This window comes from Streptomyces mayteni (genome assembly GCF_054783955.1).
Genome location: NZ_BAAGPR010000064.1, coordinates 30,716 through 45,631, shown reverse-complemented (window position 1 = coordinate 45,631; position 14,916 = coordinate 30,716). Strand labels below are relative to the sequence as shown.

9 protein-coding genes are annotated in these 14,916 nt (G+C 74.7%); 4 read left to right on the top strand and 5 right to left on the bottom strand.

The genetic code is table 11. The features are described from left to right. On the bottom strand, nt 1–624 hold a 624-nt coding region (locus tag ACYVPE_RS25265; protein WP_461036000.1), incomplete at its 3' end, for a TerD family protein. A gap of 236 nt (nt 625–860) precedes the next feature. Between ACYVPE_RS25265 and ACYVPE_RS25260 the strand changes: the two genes are divergently transcribed. Then, nucleotides 861–1,439, top strand: coding sequence for a DUF6643 family protein (locus ACYVPE_RS25260; RefSeq protein ID WP_461035999.1), 579 nt, complete (start codon nt 861–863; stop codon nt 1,437–1,439). A gap of 12 nt (nt 1,440–1,451) precedes the next feature. Here the strand turns inward: ACYVPE_RS25260 and ACYVPE_RS25255 are convergent, their stop codons facing one another. Then, entirely contained in the window at nt 1,452–2,828 is a 1,377-nt protein-coding gene (locus ACYVPE_RS25255; RefSeq protein WP_461035998.1) for a family 2B encapsulin nanocompartment shell protein, read from the bottom strand. 105 nt (nt 2,829–2,933) lie between these two features. Beyond that, on the bottom strand, nt 2,934–4,361 hold the full coding sequence (locus ACYVPE_RS25250) for a family 2B encapsulin nanocompartment shell protein (protein WP_461035997.1): 1,428 nt from the start codon (nt 4,359–4,361) through the stop codon (nt 2,934–2,936). Between the two features lie 385 nt (nt 4,362–4,746). Between ACYVPE_RS25250 and ACYVPE_RS25245 the strand changes: the two genes are divergently transcribed. Then, nucleotides 4,747–7,164: a right-handed parallel beta-helix repeat-containing protein gene (locus tag ACYVPE_RS25245; RefSeq protein ID WP_461035996.1), complete on the top strand. Its 2,418-nt coding sequence runs from the start codon at nt 4,747–4,749 to the stop codon at nt 7,162–7,164. A 187-nt stretch (nt 7,165–7,351) separates the two neighbouring features. Here ACYVPE_RS25245 and ACYVPE_RS25240 read toward each other — a convergent pair whose 3' ends face one another. Next, the gene (locus ACYVPE_RS25240) at nt 7,352–9,676 is read right to left on the bottom strand and encodes a hypothetical protein (protein WP_461035995.1); all 2,325 of its coding nucleotides are present in this window, start codon (nt 9,674–9,676) and stop codon (nt 7,352–7,354) included. Between the two features lie 123 nt (nt 9,677–9,799). Between ACYVPE_RS25240 and ACYVPE_RS25235 the strand changes: the two genes are divergently transcribed. Both ACYVPE_RS25235 and ACYVPE_RS25230 read left to right on the top strand, forming a co-directional pair. Then, nucleotides 9,800–10,630 carry a DeoR/GlpR family DNA-binding transcription regulator gene (locus tag ACYVPE_RS25235; protein ID WP_461035994.1) on the top strand — a complete coding sequence of 277 codons (831 nt, stop codon included), beginning with the start codon at nt 9,800–9,802 and terminating at the stop codon, nt 10,628–10,630. A 57-nt stretch (nt 10,631–10,687) separates the two neighbouring features. Beyond that, nucleotides 10,688–12,376, top strand: a complete 1,689-nt coding sequence (locus ACYVPE_RS25230; RefSeq protein ID WP_461035993.1) for a bifunctional 3'-5' exonuclease/DNA polymerase — start codon at nt 10,688–10,690, stop codon at nt 12,374–12,376. Between the two features lie 928 nt (nt 12,377–13,304). Here ACYVPE_RS25230 and yczR read toward each other — a convergent pair. Continuing rightward, nucleotides 13,305–14,813 carry a MocR-like transcription factor YczR gene (gene yczR, locus ACYVPE_RS25225; RefSeq protein ID WP_461035992.1) on the bottom strand — a complete coding sequence of 503 codons (1,509 nt, stop codon included), beginning with the start codon at nt 14,811–14,813 and terminating at the stop codon, nt 13,305–13,307. Nucleotides 14,814–14,916 lie beyond the last annotated feature (103 nt).

The window sequence follows — 14,916 nt, the reverse complement described above, 5'->3', positions numbered from 1 at the left end:
CTGCGCGCCGTACGGGGAGGGCGGCGGGGCCTGGGCGGGCGCCGGGGCCTGGGCCGGCGGCTGCGGCGCGGCGGGCGTGGGCGCCGGGACCGGGGCGGGGGCCGGCTCGTCGTCGACGGAGATCCCGAAGTCGGTGGCGAGGCCGGCGAGCCCGCTGTCGTAGCCCTGGCCCACGGCCCGGAACTTCCAGGCGCCCTGGCGGCGGTAGAGCTCGCCGAGCACGAACGCGGTCTCGGTGCTGGCGTCCTGGCTGTCGAAGCGGGCGATCTCGGCGCCGCTGTCCGCGTCGAGCACCCGCACGTGCAGGCCGGGGACCTGGCCGAAGGTGCCGCCGTCGGCGGAGGCGGCCACGGTCACCTTCTCGATGTCCTGCTCCACGGCGGAGAGGTCCACGGCGAGCCGGTCGGTCACCGCGGTACCCTGCGGCTGCTTGCCCTCGTACCGCACCGCGCCTGAGGTGTGCCGGGGCTGGTTGTAGAAGACGAAGTCGTCGTCCGAACGCACCCTGCCCCCCGCCAGGAGCAGCGCCGACGCGTCCACGTCGGGGACGCCGGCGGAGGAGTTCCAGCCGATCTCGACGCGGACCGACCGGGCGGGCACGGGGACGTTCGCACCTTTGAGCATCGTGGATTCCTCCGTCGGGTGGCCGTCGTCACGCCACCTGTTCTGCGGACACCGCCCACTATGCCATCTCGGCCGAGATCTCCCGCTGGGCGACCCCCGAAACAACATCATCTGAACGCCCATCGACGTTTTTTCCGGGAATCCTTCGGATTGAGCGCCGTAGGCCTCCCAACCCCGCGAAAAGACCCTCTAATCGGTCTCCCCAACGACCACATGGTGGGCTTAACTTATGGGGTATGACCTCCCCGCGCCCCTACGGCGGTGGCTACTCCTCACCGTCGTTCCCCGACACCCCCATCTACGACAGGCTGGTGGCCGAGCGGGGAACCCCGCAGATCGCGCCGATCCGGGTGCCGGCCGCGTACGAACCGATGGGCTATCCGGCCGCCGGCCAGCCCGCGCTGCCCCCGGCCCTGCCGGCGCTGCCGACCGCGCCCACGCACGCGCAGCCGCACCCGCAGTCGACCGGCGGCTACCAGGGATACCAGGGCTACCAGGCCGCGCCGGCCAGGCCGCAGCTGTCGGCCCCGGCCCCGCAGGCGCCCGCCACGTACCTCCCGCCCGCCGCGCCGTACCTCCCGCAGCAGGCGCAGGCGCCGCGCCCCTACCCCTCCGCCGGGGTCTACCAGTCGCCCGGCGCTCCGCAGGCGCCCGCCCCGCAGCAGATGCGGCCGGCGGCCCCGCGGCCGGCGGCGCCGCGCCAGATGCCAGGTCAGTACCAGCAGCAGGCGCAGGCGCAGGCGCCCTATCCGACCCAGCAGCAGCACCAGTACCCGTCCCCCGGCTACTGGTCGGAGCCGGGGGCGGGTCACTAGGCGGCGGATCGGCTAGATCTCGACGTCCTCCAGGACGCCGAGGGCGTCCGGCACCAGGACGGCCGCCGAGAAGTAGGCGCTGACCAGGTAGGAGATCACCGCCTGGTCGTTGATGCCCATGAAGCGCACGTTGAGGCTGGGCTCGTACTCCTCGGGGATGCCCGTCTGGTGGAGGCCGACCACGCCCTGGTTCTCCTGGCCGGTGCGCAGGGCGAGGACGGAGCTGGTGCCGGCGGCGGTCACCGGGATCTTGTTGCAGGGGAGGATGGGGATGCCGCGCCAGGCGCGGTGCGCGGTGCCGTCGACCTCGACGTGTCCCGGGTAGACGCCGCGGGCGCTGCACTCGCGGCCGATGGCGGCGATGGTGCGCGGATGGGCGAGCAGGTACTGGGTCTTGCGGCGGCGGGAGATGAGCTCGTCGAGGTCGTCGGGGGTGGGCGGGCCGCTCCTGGTGGGGATGCGCTGGCCGAGATCGGCGTTGTGGAGGAGGCCGAACTCCCGGTTGTTGACCAGCTCGTGCTCCTGCCGCTCCCGCAACGCCTCGACCGTCAGCCGCAACTGCTCCTCGACCTGGTTCATCGGCTCGTTGTACAGATCCGCCACCCGCGAGTGCACCCGCAACACCGTCTGCGCCACACCCAGCTCGTACTCCCGAGGCGCCAACTCGTAGTCCACGAACGTGCCCGGCAACACCGGCTCCCCCACATGCCCCGACGCCAACGCGATATCCGCCTCACCGCGCCGGTTGGTCGCGGGCGTCGAGCGGGTGGCGACCTCCTCGAGATGGGCGCGGAGCGCGGGGTTCCGGTCGGCCAGGGCCCGGACCTCGGCCAGCGGCAGGGCGAGCACGGTGCAGCGGGTGACGGCGCGCAGGGTGACGGGCCAGTCGCCCGGCTCCCCGCTCAGCGCCTCGGCGCCGGCGTGGTCGCCGTCGGCCAGCACGCCGAGGCCCGCCTCGGCGTCGTAGGCGCCGGGGGCCAGCCTGCGGACCTTGCCGTGGGCGATCAACAGGACCTCGGTCACCGGCCCGCCGTGGTCGGCGATGACGTCGCCAGGGGCGTACTCGCGCTGCACGCAGGCGTCGGCCAGCGCGGTGAGCGCGCGGTCGTCCGCGAAGCCGTGCAGGGGAGGGAGTTCGGTCAACTCGGCGGGGATGACGCGGACCTCGGCGCCGGTGGACACGAATTCGACGCGCCCGTTTCCCAGGGTGTGTGTCAGCCGCCGGTTGACCCGGAAGGTGCCACCGGAAACCTGCACCCACGGCAGCACCTTCAACAGCCACCGCGAGGAGATGGCCTGCATCTGCGGCGGCGTCTTGGTGGTGGTCGCCAGATTCCGGGCGGCGGCCGTTTCGAGGCTGGTGGGCGCGAGGTCGAGCGGGGAGTTCACGCGGGTTCTTCCTTGTCTTCTCAGAGGGTGTTCTCAGAGGGTGGAAAGCCGGATTCCGGGAGGGCCGGCGGGGCCGTCTCCGACCCGCGCCGCCTGACCGGGGGCTCAGTGCCCGATTTCGACGTCCTCGAGGACCCCCAGTGCGTCGGGAACCAGCACCGCGGCCGAGAAGTAGGCGCTCACCAGGTAGGAGATCACCGCCTGCTCGTTGATTCCCATGAAGCGGACGGAGAGGCTGGGCTGGTATTCGTCGGGAATTCCGGTGCGGTGCAGCCCGACGACGCCCTGGGCCTGCTCGCCGGTGCGCAGCGCCAGCATCGAGGTGCTGCCGCTCCGGCTGACCGGGATCTTGTTGCACGGCAGCACGGGGACGCCGCGCCAGGCGGGGACGGCGTGGCCGCCCAGGTCGGTGCTGTCCGGGTAGATGCCGCGGGCGCTGCACTCCCGGCCGAAGGCGGCGATGGCCTTGGGGTGGGCGAGGATGACGCTGGGGTTCTTCCAGACGGTGGAGAGCAGTTCGTCGAGGTCGTCGGGGGTGGGCGGGCCGCTCCTGGTGTGCACCCGCTGGCCGAGGCCGGCGTTGTGGAGGAGGCCGAACTCCCGGTTGTTGACCAGCTCGTGCTCCTGCCGCTCCCGCAACGCCTCGACCGTCAGCCGCAACTGCTCCTCGACCTGGTTCATCGGCTCGTTGTACAGATCCGCCACCCGCGAATGGACGCGCAACACCGTCTGCGCCACGCTCAGCTCGTACTCCCGAGGCGCCAACTCGTAGTCCACGAACGTGCCAGGCAACACCGGCTCCCCCACATGCCCCGACGCCAACGCGATATCCGCCTCACCGGCGGCGTTGCGCTGGGCCGGGATGACAGCCCGGGCGCCGGCGAGGTGCTCGGCGAGGCCGGGCGCGCGGTCCGCGATCTCCTGGAGGGCGGCCCTGGTGAGGGTGAGCACGGTGCCGCTGGTGCGGGCCCGCAGGGTGTGCTCCCAGGTGCCCTGCTCCTCGTCGGTGAGGGCCCGGTCGCCGTAGAAGTCGCCGTCGGCCAGCACGCCGAGGTCGGCGTCGGTGTCGTAGCGGCCAGGGGCCCGCAGGTCGATCTTGCCGTGCGCGATGAGCACGACCTGGTCGGCCGGGTCGCCGGCCTGGACGAGCACCTCGCCGGGGCCGAAGTCACGTTGGACGCAGGCGTCGGCGAGCAGCCCGAGCACCGCGGCGTCCGCATACCCGGAGAGCGCCGGGAGTTCGCCGAGTTCGGCGGGGATGACGCGGACCTCGGCGCCGGTGGACACGAATTCGACGCGCCCGTTTCCCAGGGTGTGCGTCAGCCGCCGGTTGACCCGGAAGGTACCACCGGAAACCTGCACCCACGGCAGCACCTTCAACAGCCACCGCGAGGTGATCCCCTGCATCTGGGGCGGCGTCTTGGTCGTGGTCGCCAGATTCCGGGCCGCCGCCGTGTCGAGGCTGAGCCTCGAATGCGCGGCACCGCTTTCCAGGGCGCCGCTTTCGGGGGTCGGCTCGATCGAGGTCGTCATGCTGTCGCACCGCCAATGTGGGTCGTACAGAGGGCAATTGAGGGATCCCGCGACGAAGCTAAAGGCTCGCGGGCACGGGGGCAATCACCCGAAAGGGGGGCCAACGTCGGGATTTCCAGGGCCTGTTACTGGGTATCGAGGCGTGACGTTCCTGCGGCGACGCACCCATGGCACCCAACGGGACACGGTGCGTTACCACATAGGGTGAGGGGGCGTGCGGGCGCACAATCGTGGTGCGGGAGGCGTGGAGAGGGCGCGAGCGCGCCGTGTCCGATCCGGTCATCCCATCGGTCCACGGCGCGCTAACGTGGAGCGACCAGGCACGCTGGCAGCGCGCTCGGGTGACGGCTCAGTTGACGTTGACACGTTTGGGGCACATCAGTCCATGACTAAGGGCTCGGTCCAGGTGACGCACACCGGAACAGCACGCTGGCGGCGCCGGACCGCCGTCTACAGCACGGTCACCGAAGCCCTGGCCGCCGCCGCGGACGGCGACGTCCTGGTCCTGGGCCCCGGCACCTACCGCGAGAACCTGGTGATCGAGCAGTCCGTGACGGTGCGCGGCCCCGGCGAGGACAAGGACGGGCCGGCCAGGATCGCGCCGGCCGACGGCGTGCCGCTCACCGTGCGCGGCTCCGCCACGATCCAGCACCTGCTGATCGAGGGGCAGGACACCACGGCGCCCGCCGTCCTCATCGAGAACAGCACCCCCGAGTTCACCGGGATGCGGGTGCGCACCGCTTCGGCGGCCGGCATAGAGGTGCGCGGCGGCGCCAGGCCGACCGTGCGGAACTGCGCCGTGAGCAACCCGACGGGCACCGGCATCAGCGTGGCGGACGGCGGCGGCGGGCTGTTCGAGGAGTGCCAGGTGACGGAGTCGGGCCAGCCGGGCATCACCGTCCGCGGCCCGGCCCACCTCCGCCTGGAGCGGTGCCAGGTGCGGCAGTCCGGCGGGGCCGGGCTCTCGGTCACCGGGGACGGCTCCGCGGTGGACGCGGTGGACTGCGAGTTCACCGACCTCAAGGGCACGGGCGTGCGGCTGGCCGACCGGGCCACCGCGCACCTGACCGACTGCCGGATCGGCGCCACCACGGGCGACGGCATCACCATGGACACCGACGCGGTGCTGACCCTGGCGGACAGCGTGGTCTCCGACATCCCGGAGAATGCCCTGGACCTGCGGTCCCGCTCGGTGCTGACGCTGGTGCGCACCACCGTCCGCAAGTTCGGCCGCAACGGCCTCTCGGTCTGGGACCCGGGCAGCCACGCCGACGCGCACGACTGCGAGATCCGGGACAGCACGGGCGACTATCCGGCGGTCTGGGTGAGCGACGGGGCCACCGCGGTGCTGGAGTCCTGCCGGGTGCACCACGTGCCGGACGCGCTGTTCGTGCTGGACGGCGGGTCCCGGGTGGACGTGGTGGACAGCGGCATCGAGGACGTGCGCGGCTCGGCCGTCTCGGTGAGCGACGGCGCCACCGCCCGTCTTGACGCCTGCCGAGTCCAACGGGTGGGCACCGGCGCCTGGTTCCGCGACCGGGGCAGCGGCGGGTCGGTCACCGGCTGCACCATCCACGAGGCGCGCACCGGAATCATCGTCACCAAGGACGCCGACCCCACTGTCGAGGACTGCACGGTGAGCGGCGCCGCCGAGGCCGGGGCCTACATCTCGGCCGGCGGCCGCGGCCGGTTCACCCGCTGCCGGATCAGCGACTCGGGCGGCTACGGCTTCCACATCATCGACGGCTGCCGCACCGAGCTCACCCGCTGCCGCACCGAGCGCTGCACCAGGGGCGGTTACGTCTTCGCCGAGGACAGCCCGGTGCTGACCGACTGCCACAGCGACGAGTCGACCGCGCCGGGCGCCGACGTCCGGCTGAAGGCCACCGACGCCGCTCCCCCGCCGGCCGCCAAACCCGAGCGCCTCACCGACACGCAGCCGAAGCGGGCGGCGCCGCCGGCCCCGCCCGCCGCGGAGCCGGCGGCGGACGGCCGGCCGACCGACGAGGTGCTCGCCGAGCTCGACACGCTGGTCGGGCTGCACACCGTGAAGCGCGAGGTGCGGGCGCTGATCGACATGATCGAGGTCGGTCGGCGCCGCCAGCAGGCCGGGCTCAAGGCCGCCTCGGTGCGCCGGCACCTGGTGTTCACCGGCTCCCCTGGCACCGGCAAGACCACGGTGGCCCGGCTCTACGGGGAGATCCTGGTGGCCCTCGGCGTGCTGGAGCGCGGGCACCTGGTGGAGGTCTCGCGGGTCGACCTGGTGGGCGAGCACATCGGCTCCACGGCCATCCGCACCCAGGAGGCGTTCGACCGGGCCCGCGGCGGCGTGCTGTTCATCGACGAGGCGTACGCGCTGGCCCCGGAGGACGCGGGGCGGGACTTCGGGCGCGAGGCGATCGACACGCTGGTCAAGCTGATGGAGGACCACCGGGACGCGGTGGTCGTGATCGTCGCCGGCTACACCGCCGAGATGGAGCGGTTCCTCGCGGTCAACCCCGGCGTGGCCTCCCGGTTCTCGCGCACCATCACCTTCGGCGACTACTCGCCCGAGGAGCTGCTGAGCATCGTCGGGCAGCAGGCCCAGGAGCAGCAGTACGACCTGGGCACGGGCACCCAGGACGCGCTGCTGAAGTACTTCACGGCGATGGACCGGGGCCCCTCGTTCGGCAACGGCCGGACGGCCAGGCAGACCTTCGAGGCGATGGTGGAGCGGCACGCCGGCCGGGTGGCCAGGGTCGAGGACCCGAGCACCGAGGAGCTGACCGTGCTCTTCCCCGACGACCTGCCGCCGCTCACCTGAGCGCTCCGCTGGCAATGCCGCGACGGGCCGTCCTTCGTCTGCGGCGCCGTCGCCGGTGGCACCAACGCGGCGGCGCCTCCCTCGGACTCCGTCCGGAACCTGGCAAGGCCGTTCCCCGCGCCTCCTTCGGGGCGCCGCCGAGCCGGAACGGGTGTTGCCCGGCCTGCCGGGTCCCGGTCCCTCCGCGTCACGGCTCGCGGCCGGCCAGCGTCTCGGCCGCCTGCTGCCCCGGCAGGGCCGCCGGCCGGCCGCGGAGCAGCCGGTCGAAGAGACCGGCCCGCTCCGCGGCGAACGCCGGGTCGGCCGCGTAGTCGCCGTGCCCGAGGATCGGCTCGGGGAGCGGCCTCGCCAGGTTCCGGCCGTAGTGCAGCGGGTCGGCCAGCGGGCCGCGGTCGACGGGCGGCGCGCCCGCGTCCGCCACCCCGACCGGGCCGCCGATCGGGTCGGTGGCGCGCCACAGGTTCCGCCAGCAGGACACGTCGTCGTGGAGCGCGCGCAGCGCGGCCGGGCCGAAGTAGACGGGGAACCAGCGGCCGTAGAGCCGCTCGATCGGGGAGCCGTGGGTGAGCAGCGCGATCCGGCTGCGGGTGGCCGTGTCCAGCTGCCAGACGGCGGCCGCGGCCAGCACGCTGCCCTGGGAGTGCCCGGAGATGACCAGGCGTCCTCCGGTGCTGTCGATCCAGGTGCCCATCCGCCAGGACAGGTCGGGGACGGCGCGCTCCGCGTAGCAGGGCGGCGCGAACGGGTGGGCGGCGCGCGGCCAGAAGGTGCCGACGTCCCACAGGATGCCGATGGTGCGGCGGGCGCCGGCGTCGCGGTAGGCGCGGCGGCCGAGGGCGACGAGCAGCACCACGCCGGCGCCCATCAGCCAGGAGCCGGCGGTCTGGAAGGCGTCGGCGACGGCGGAGACGGCGGCGGGCGCCGACTCGGCGGCCCGCGACGGCGGGTCGCCGGTGAACGCGCCGGCGACGCAGACGAGTCCGAGCGCCAGGCAGGAGCCGGTGATCCAGCCGACCGCCCCGGGCGCGACGTCGGTGAGTTCGGCGCGGGCGACGGCGGAGGCGATCCGGCGGCTGCGGTCCTCCTGCGGCTCGCAGGGCTCGTCCGGGTAGCGGTCCCGGATCCCGGGCGCCAGCTCGCGGCGCCTGGCGACCACCCGGAGCAGGGCGGCGATCGCGAGGCCGAGCACGACGAGGAGCCAGGCCGGGATCGCGGCGGCCTGCCAGCTGAGGATCACCGGCGGGCCGGCGATGGTGGCCGCCGGCGGGTCGCCGTTCGAGCCGTCGAGCGCGTCCGCCACCCACTCGGTCATGCCGCCGGTCAGCACCCCGCCGAGCCCGCAGGCGAGCAGTCCGACGGCAGCGGCGCCGAGGCCGAACAGCGCGCCCCGGTCGGCGCTCGGCGCCTGCCGGTGCAGCCGGTGGGCGGCGAGCGCCAGGGCGACGACGAGGACGCCCTGCGCGATCATCAGCCCGGGGAAGATGCCCGCGCCCGCCGGGTGCCGCCCGCTGGTCAGCCACTCGGGCCGGCTCCAAGCGGTGTGCGCCAGCACGGCGAGCAGCAGCGCCAGGGCGCCCCAGGGCAGCGCCCTGGCCAGCCGCGGCTCGGCGGCCTCGTCCCGCTCCTCCTCGGAGCGGCCGTGCCTGACCAGCTGGACCAGGACGACGAGACAGCCGGCCGCGGTCAGCCCGGCCAGCACCCAGCCGACGGCGGCCAACGCCCCGCTCCCCTGCGCGCCGCGGTCGTACGGTCCGGTGGCGGTGAGCAGCGCGGCGGCGATCGTCAGCAGCCCGACGGCCGTGTGGCCCGAGCGCAGCCGGGCGACGATGCCGCGGCCGTACCAGAACCCCGCGCGGCTGAGCAGGGCCGGCTCGTCGTCGTCGGGCCGCGGGCGCACCGGCGGGGAGGCGGACTCGTAGGCGCTCCAGGTGCGGTGCGAGAGCCACCACAACAGCAGGATCAGCGCCAGCGGCAGCGCGCTGCCCAGCGCGAGCCGCCGGCCAGGCTGGGCCCACCAGCCGCCGGTCAGCGAGTCGATCCAGCCGCTCTCGGCGGCGCAGGCGGCGGAGCCGGCGCACTGCCAGGCGATCAGGTCGAGCGCGACGGCGCAGGCGCCGGCGGTGAAGAGCACCGTGAGCGTGAGCGCGAGGAGCCGCACCAGGACGTCGAAGCCGTGCTGGGTGCGACGGGTGCCGCGGGCGGCCGGCCGCATCCAGTGCGCGAGGTTGACGATCATGAACGGGAGCAGCAGCAGCCAGAGGGCGCGGGCGCCGTTCCCCGAGGTGAGGTTGGACCAGGAGTACGCCTCGCGCAGCGGCCGTTCGTCGTCCCACGGCCGGTCGACGAGGTCGTCGGTGCGGCGGTGGATGCAGGCGGTGGCGTCGCCGGTGACCCGGGTGGTGCGGGTGTCCTCCAGCATCGCCTGCGGGGTGGTGCCGCCGACGCCGTGCACGAGTAATTCCAGAGCCGGCTCGTCCGGCACGGGTGCTGGTGTGTTCTCTTGGGTGCTCATCCGGTCTCCCCCTACCGTCCTGCCCTCACCTGTCCTCTCTCCTGTCAGGGCCACGCCGAACCTTCCCCGATCGGGGGATGTTGGGACGTGCGAGGATGACTCATTCACTTGTGAGGAGCCACCGTGAGCGACAACCAGAACTTGCTGGCCGGGCAGCGTCGTGCGCTGATTCTGGACGAGGTCAGGCGGCGGGGCGGCATCCGGGTCAGCGAGTTGACCCGGATGCTTCAGGTGTCGGACATGACGGTGCGGCGCGACCTGGACGTGTTGGCCAGGCAGGGCGCGCTGGAGAAGGTGCACGGGGGCGCGGTCCCGGTGACGGAGCGCCGCACCCACGAGCCGGGCTTCGAGGCCAAGTCGTCGCTCGAACTGTCGGCGAAGAGCGCCATCGCGCGGGCGGCGGCCACGTTGGCGACGCCGGGCAGCGCGGTGGCGATGTCCGGCGGCACCACGACCTTCGCGCTGGCGCACGAGTTGCTCGAGGTGGCCGATCTGACGGTGGTGACCAACTCGGTGCGGGTGGCGGACGTCTTCCACCACGCCAGGCAGTCGGGCGACGGCCACCGGGCGGGCGGCGGGGGCGCGGCGACGGTGGTGCTGACGGGCGGGGTGCGGACGCCGTCGGACGCGCTGGTGGGTCCGGTGGCCGACGCGGCGATCGCCTCGCTCCACTTCGACATGCTGTTCCTCGGGGTGCACGGCATCTCGGTGGAGGCCGGTCTTTCCACGCCCAACCTGGCGGAGGCGGAGACCAATCGGCACTTCATCCGCTCGGCCCGCCGGGTGGTGGTCGTGGCCGACCACACCAAGTGGGGGACGACCGGCCTGAGTTCGTTCGCCACGCTGGACGAGGTCGACACCCTGGTGACGGACGCGGGGCTGCCTCACGGGGACCGGGAGGAGATCGCCGAGCACCTGGCGGAGCTGGTGATCGCGGGCGAGAACGAGGGCTGACGGCCGGCCGGCGCGTCCCGGGCCGCGTTGTCAGTGCCCGCTGCCACAATCGCACACATGAGCGAGGATCGGTCGGGGGGTGGCAGACACGCGCTGGCGGAGTACGCCGACGGTTCGGTCCGGGTGTGCGCGCTGGACGAGGCCGGGCGGGCGGTCGGGCCGGTGGTCGCGGCGCCGAGTCCGGCCGAGGCGGTCCGCGGCCGGCCCGGCGTCACGCGTTGGGTGTGGCGGTCCACGGCCACCGTCTATCCGCGGCTGCTGGCGGCCGGGCTGCGGGTGCCACGCTGCTACGACGTGGAGGCCGCGGAGGCGCTCCTCCTGGCCCACGAGGGCGGCTACGGCCTGCCGCGCTCGCTGAGCGCGGCGTTCGCCCGGCTGCGCGGGCTGCCGGTGCCCGACGACCCGGCGCCGACCGCGGCGGACTCGGCGCAGCCGTCGCTCTTCGAGGCGGGGCCCGTCCCGTTGCCGGCCGACGCGGATCCGCTGACGGCACTTCTCGAGGTGTACGCGGGCCAGTTGGCCCGCGCGGCCGCGGTGCCGCGTCCCGAGCGGATGCGGCTGCTGGTCACGGCGGAGTCGGCGGGCATGCTGGTGGCCGGCGAGATGGGGCGGGCCGGGCTGCCCTGGCGCGCGGACATCCATCTGCGGCTGCTCGACGAGCTGCTCGGCCGGCGCTATCCGGGCGGTGCCCAGCCGGGGCGGCTCGCCGAGCTGGCCGAGGAGGTGTCCGCGGCGTTCGGCCCCGGCGTGCGGGTGCGGCCCGACCTGCCGGCGGAGGTGATCCGCGCGTTCGCCGGGGCGGGCATCAGGCTCTCCTCCACCCGGGCCTGGGAGCTGCGCGACGTCGACCATCCGGCCGTGGCCCCGCTGCTGGAGTACAAGCGGCTCTACCGGATCCACACGGCGCACGGCTGGTCCTGGCTGCGCTCCTGGGTGCGGGACGGCCGGTTCCGCACCGAGTACGTGCCGGGCGGCGCGCCGTCGGGCCGCTGGACCACCAACGGCGGCGGCGCGCTCCAGATCCCCCGGGTGGTCAGGCGGGCCGTCGTGGCCGACCCAGGCTGGCGCCTGGTGGTGGCGGACGCCGCCCAGCTGGAGCCCAGGGTGCTGGCGGCCGTCTCCCGGGACCGCGGTCTGATGGCGGCGGCCAACGGCGCCGACGACCTCTACACGGCGCTGGCCCACGGCGGCTTCTCCGGCGACCGGGCGGCGGCCAAGCTGGCGCTGCTCGGCGCGATGTACGGCCAGACCTCGGGCGACGGGCTCCGGCAGCTGGCGGCCCTGCGACGCCGCTTCCCGGCCGCCGTCGACTACGTGGACGAGGCGGCCAGGGTCGGCGAACAGGGCGGCCTGGTGCGGACCTGGCTCGGCCGCACCTGTCCCCCGGCGGCCGCCGGAATCCCGCCCGAGGACCGCGCGGAGCCGGTGGGCGACGGCGGCTCCTCGTCCTCGGCGAGGGCGCGGGGCCGGTTCACCCGCAACTTCGTGGTGCAGGGCAGCGCGGCCGAGTGGGCGCTGTTGATGCTGGCCGCCTTGCGGGGGTCCCTGTGGGACATGGCGGCGGAGCTGGTCTTCTTCCAGCACGACGAGGTGATCGTGCACTGCCCGGCCGAGGAGGCGCCGGCCGTCACCGAGGCCATCCACGCCGCCGGCGCCGCGGCCGGCCACCTCACGTTCGGCCCGACGCCCGTCCGCTTCCCGCTGACCACGGCGGTGGTGCAGTGCTACGCCGAAGCCAAGGCCTAGCCGGCCGGGCCTGACCGACGACCCCGGCCCTGCCGGGCAGGCACGAGCTCCGGCCTGGAGCCGCCCCACCGGCGGCGAGCACGCCACGCCACGCACGGCCCTGCCGGGCAAGCACGGCCCTGCCGGGCAAGCACGGCCCTGCCGGGCAAGCACGGCCCTGCCGGGCAAGCACGGCCCTGCCGGGCAAGCACGGCGACGGCTCCGCGGCCTTCGGCCGGGAGCCGCCACGCCGACGGCGAGCATGCCACACCGCGCGGTGCTGCCGGGGCCCTGCCGGGCCACCGGCACCCGCGGCACCCGGTTTGGGTACCGGGCTGTCGAGAGTCCGGTTCCGCGGGCCGCAGTACCGGGGCCACGACCCGACGGGCTTCGCCCGCGTGAGCGTTGCGGGCATCCGCGCTGGCCGCCGGCACGGCCCAGGTCCATGCCGACGTGGACCTCCATCCGGGCAAGCGTCGCGCACACCTCGCGCCCGACACAGCCGGGGCCCTACCGGGCCACCGGAGTCCGGTTACGCCGGACGCGGACAGGCTTGCCCGCAGAGCGTTGCGCGCGCCGCGCTGGCCGCCCGCCCTGCCGGCGGCGGGCGCAGCCGGGGCTCCGCCGGGCGACCGAGGTCCGGTTACGCCGGGCACGGCCGGACGGGCTTCGCCTGCGCGAACATTGCGGGCATCCGCGCTGGCCACCGGCACGGCCCAGGCCGGCGCCGCACGCGCTCGACCAAACCAACGGCACCGCGAGGGGCGGGGCCACTGCCTAACGGACTCCGCGCGCAGCGCAACGCACTTCACCACTGGCTGGCGGTCCGCGCGCCACGGCTGGACGGGCCCCGTCGGCGCGCGCCCTCGGCCAAGCCGCCGGCACAGGCACCGGCACCGGCACCGGTGGGGACCGCCGAGGGACGGACCACGCGATGCGGGGGGCGGACTCAGGTCGTGTAGCCGACGGGGGTCGGGAGGGCGGGGGTGGCGTCCTCGGTGACCAGCCGCGCCGCGGCGGCGAGGCGGGTGGCGGCCTCGGCCGCCAGCGGGTCGGTCACGGTGAACGGCACCCGGACGTAGCCCTCGAACGCGCCGTCCACCCCGAAGCGCGGTCCCGACGGCACGCGCACGCCGAGGCGTTCCGCGACGTCGGCGATGCGGGATCCGGAGAGGCCGCCGGTGCGGACCCAGAGGGCGAGGCCGCCGGTCGGGACGTCGAACTCCCACTCCGGCAGGTGGGCGCGGAGCGCCGCCACGATCGCGTCGCGGCTGGCGCGGATCTCGGCCCGGCGCAGGGTCAGCGCCTCCTCCCAGCCGCCCTCGGTCAACAGCCAGTGCAGCGCGAGCTGCTCCATCACGGGGCTGCCGAGGTCCGCGTAGGCGCGGGCGGCGACCAGGCTGCGGATCACCTCGGGGGCGGCCCTGACCCAGCCGATGCGCAGGCCGGCCCAGAAGCTCTTGCTGGCCGAGCCGACCGTGATCACCGCCGCGCCGCCGTGGTCGAAGGCGCAGACCGGGCGCGGGAGCGACGTGCCGGGCGCCACGTCGAGGGCGAGGTCGGCCATGGTCTCGTCCACCACGAGCAGCGTGCCGGCGGCGCGGGCCGCGGCCACCAGCTCGCGGCGCTGCTCGTCGGTGGCGAGCGCGCCCGTGGGGTTGTGGAAGTCGGCGACCACGTAGGCCAGGCGCGGCGCGGCGTCCTTCAGCACCCGCCGCCACTGCGGCAGTTCCCAGCCGGCGAGGTGGTCGGCCATCGGCACCGGGACCAGCCGGGCGCCGGCCTCCCGCATCAGGTGGAGGACGTTCGCGTAGGAGGGGTGCTCCACCGCCACCCGCTCCCCGTGCGCCGCGAAGAGCCGGCAGACGGCGGCGACCCCGCCCATGGCGCCGGTGGTGACCATGATCTGCTCTGGCATGGTGGGGACGCCGCGCACCGCGTAGCGGTCGGCGATGGCCTGCCGCAGTTCGGCGAGGCCGGCCGGGAAGTCGCCGTGGGTCCTGGCGGCGGGGCCGACCGCGGTCAGCGCGGCCTGGAAGGCGCGGGTGAGCCAGGGTTCGGGGGCCGGGAGCGCGGCGCTGCCCAGGTCGATGATCCGGCCGGCGGCGTCCGGCGGCAGCGGCTCGAGCGCCCGGCCGGGCAGCGGCCTGCCGGGCGGCACCGCCGTCCAGCTGCCGGAGCCGCGCCGTGACTCCAGGAAGCCGTCGGCGCGCAGCGCCTCGAAGGCGGTGGCGACGGTGGTCCGGCTGACGGTGAGGGCGCCGGCCAGCTCGCGTTCGGCGGGCAGCCGGGCCGCGACCGGCACCCGCCCTTCGAGGACGAGCAGCCGGATCCCGTCCGCAAGCACGCGGTAGGCGGGCTGGCGGCGCGCCCCGGTCGAGGCCCCGTGGTGGCCCTCCCCTGAGGTGAGCAGCCTGGCGAGTTGCGCGGCGCCGATGGTCGAGGTCCACTGAGGCACGAGAGCAGGCCACCTCTCCGATATTGGCCATGGTTTCCGGGTCCAGTCGCCCCTCAGAGTGACACGTATCGGGCCACTCGTGCCAGCGGGCCCTGTCGACGGG

What these genes read in the sequence shown, in the direction of transcription:
- ACYVPE_RS25260 (WP_461035999.1), top strand. Translation starts at nt 861, where the DNA reads ATGACCTCCCCGCGCCCCTACGGCGGTGGCTACTCCTCACCGTCGTTC.
- ACYVPE_RS25250 (WP_461035997.1), bottom strand. Translation starts at nt 4,361, where the DNA reads ATGACGACCTCGATCGAGCCGACCCCCGAAAGCGGCGCCCTGGAAAGC.
- ACYVPE_RS25245 (WP_461035996.1), top strand. Translation starts at nt 4,747, where the DNA reads ATGACTAAGGGCTCGGTCCAGGTGACGCACACCGGAACAGCACGCTGG.
- ACYVPE_RS25240 (WP_461035995.1), bottom strand. Translation starts at nt 9,676, where the DNA reads ATGAGCACCCAAGAGAACACACCAGCACCCGTGCCGGACGAGCCGGCT.
- ACYVPE_RS25230 (WP_461035993.1), top strand. Translation starts at nt 10,688, where the DNA reads ATGAGCGAGGATCGGTCGGGGGGTGGCAGACACGCGCTGGCGGAGTAC.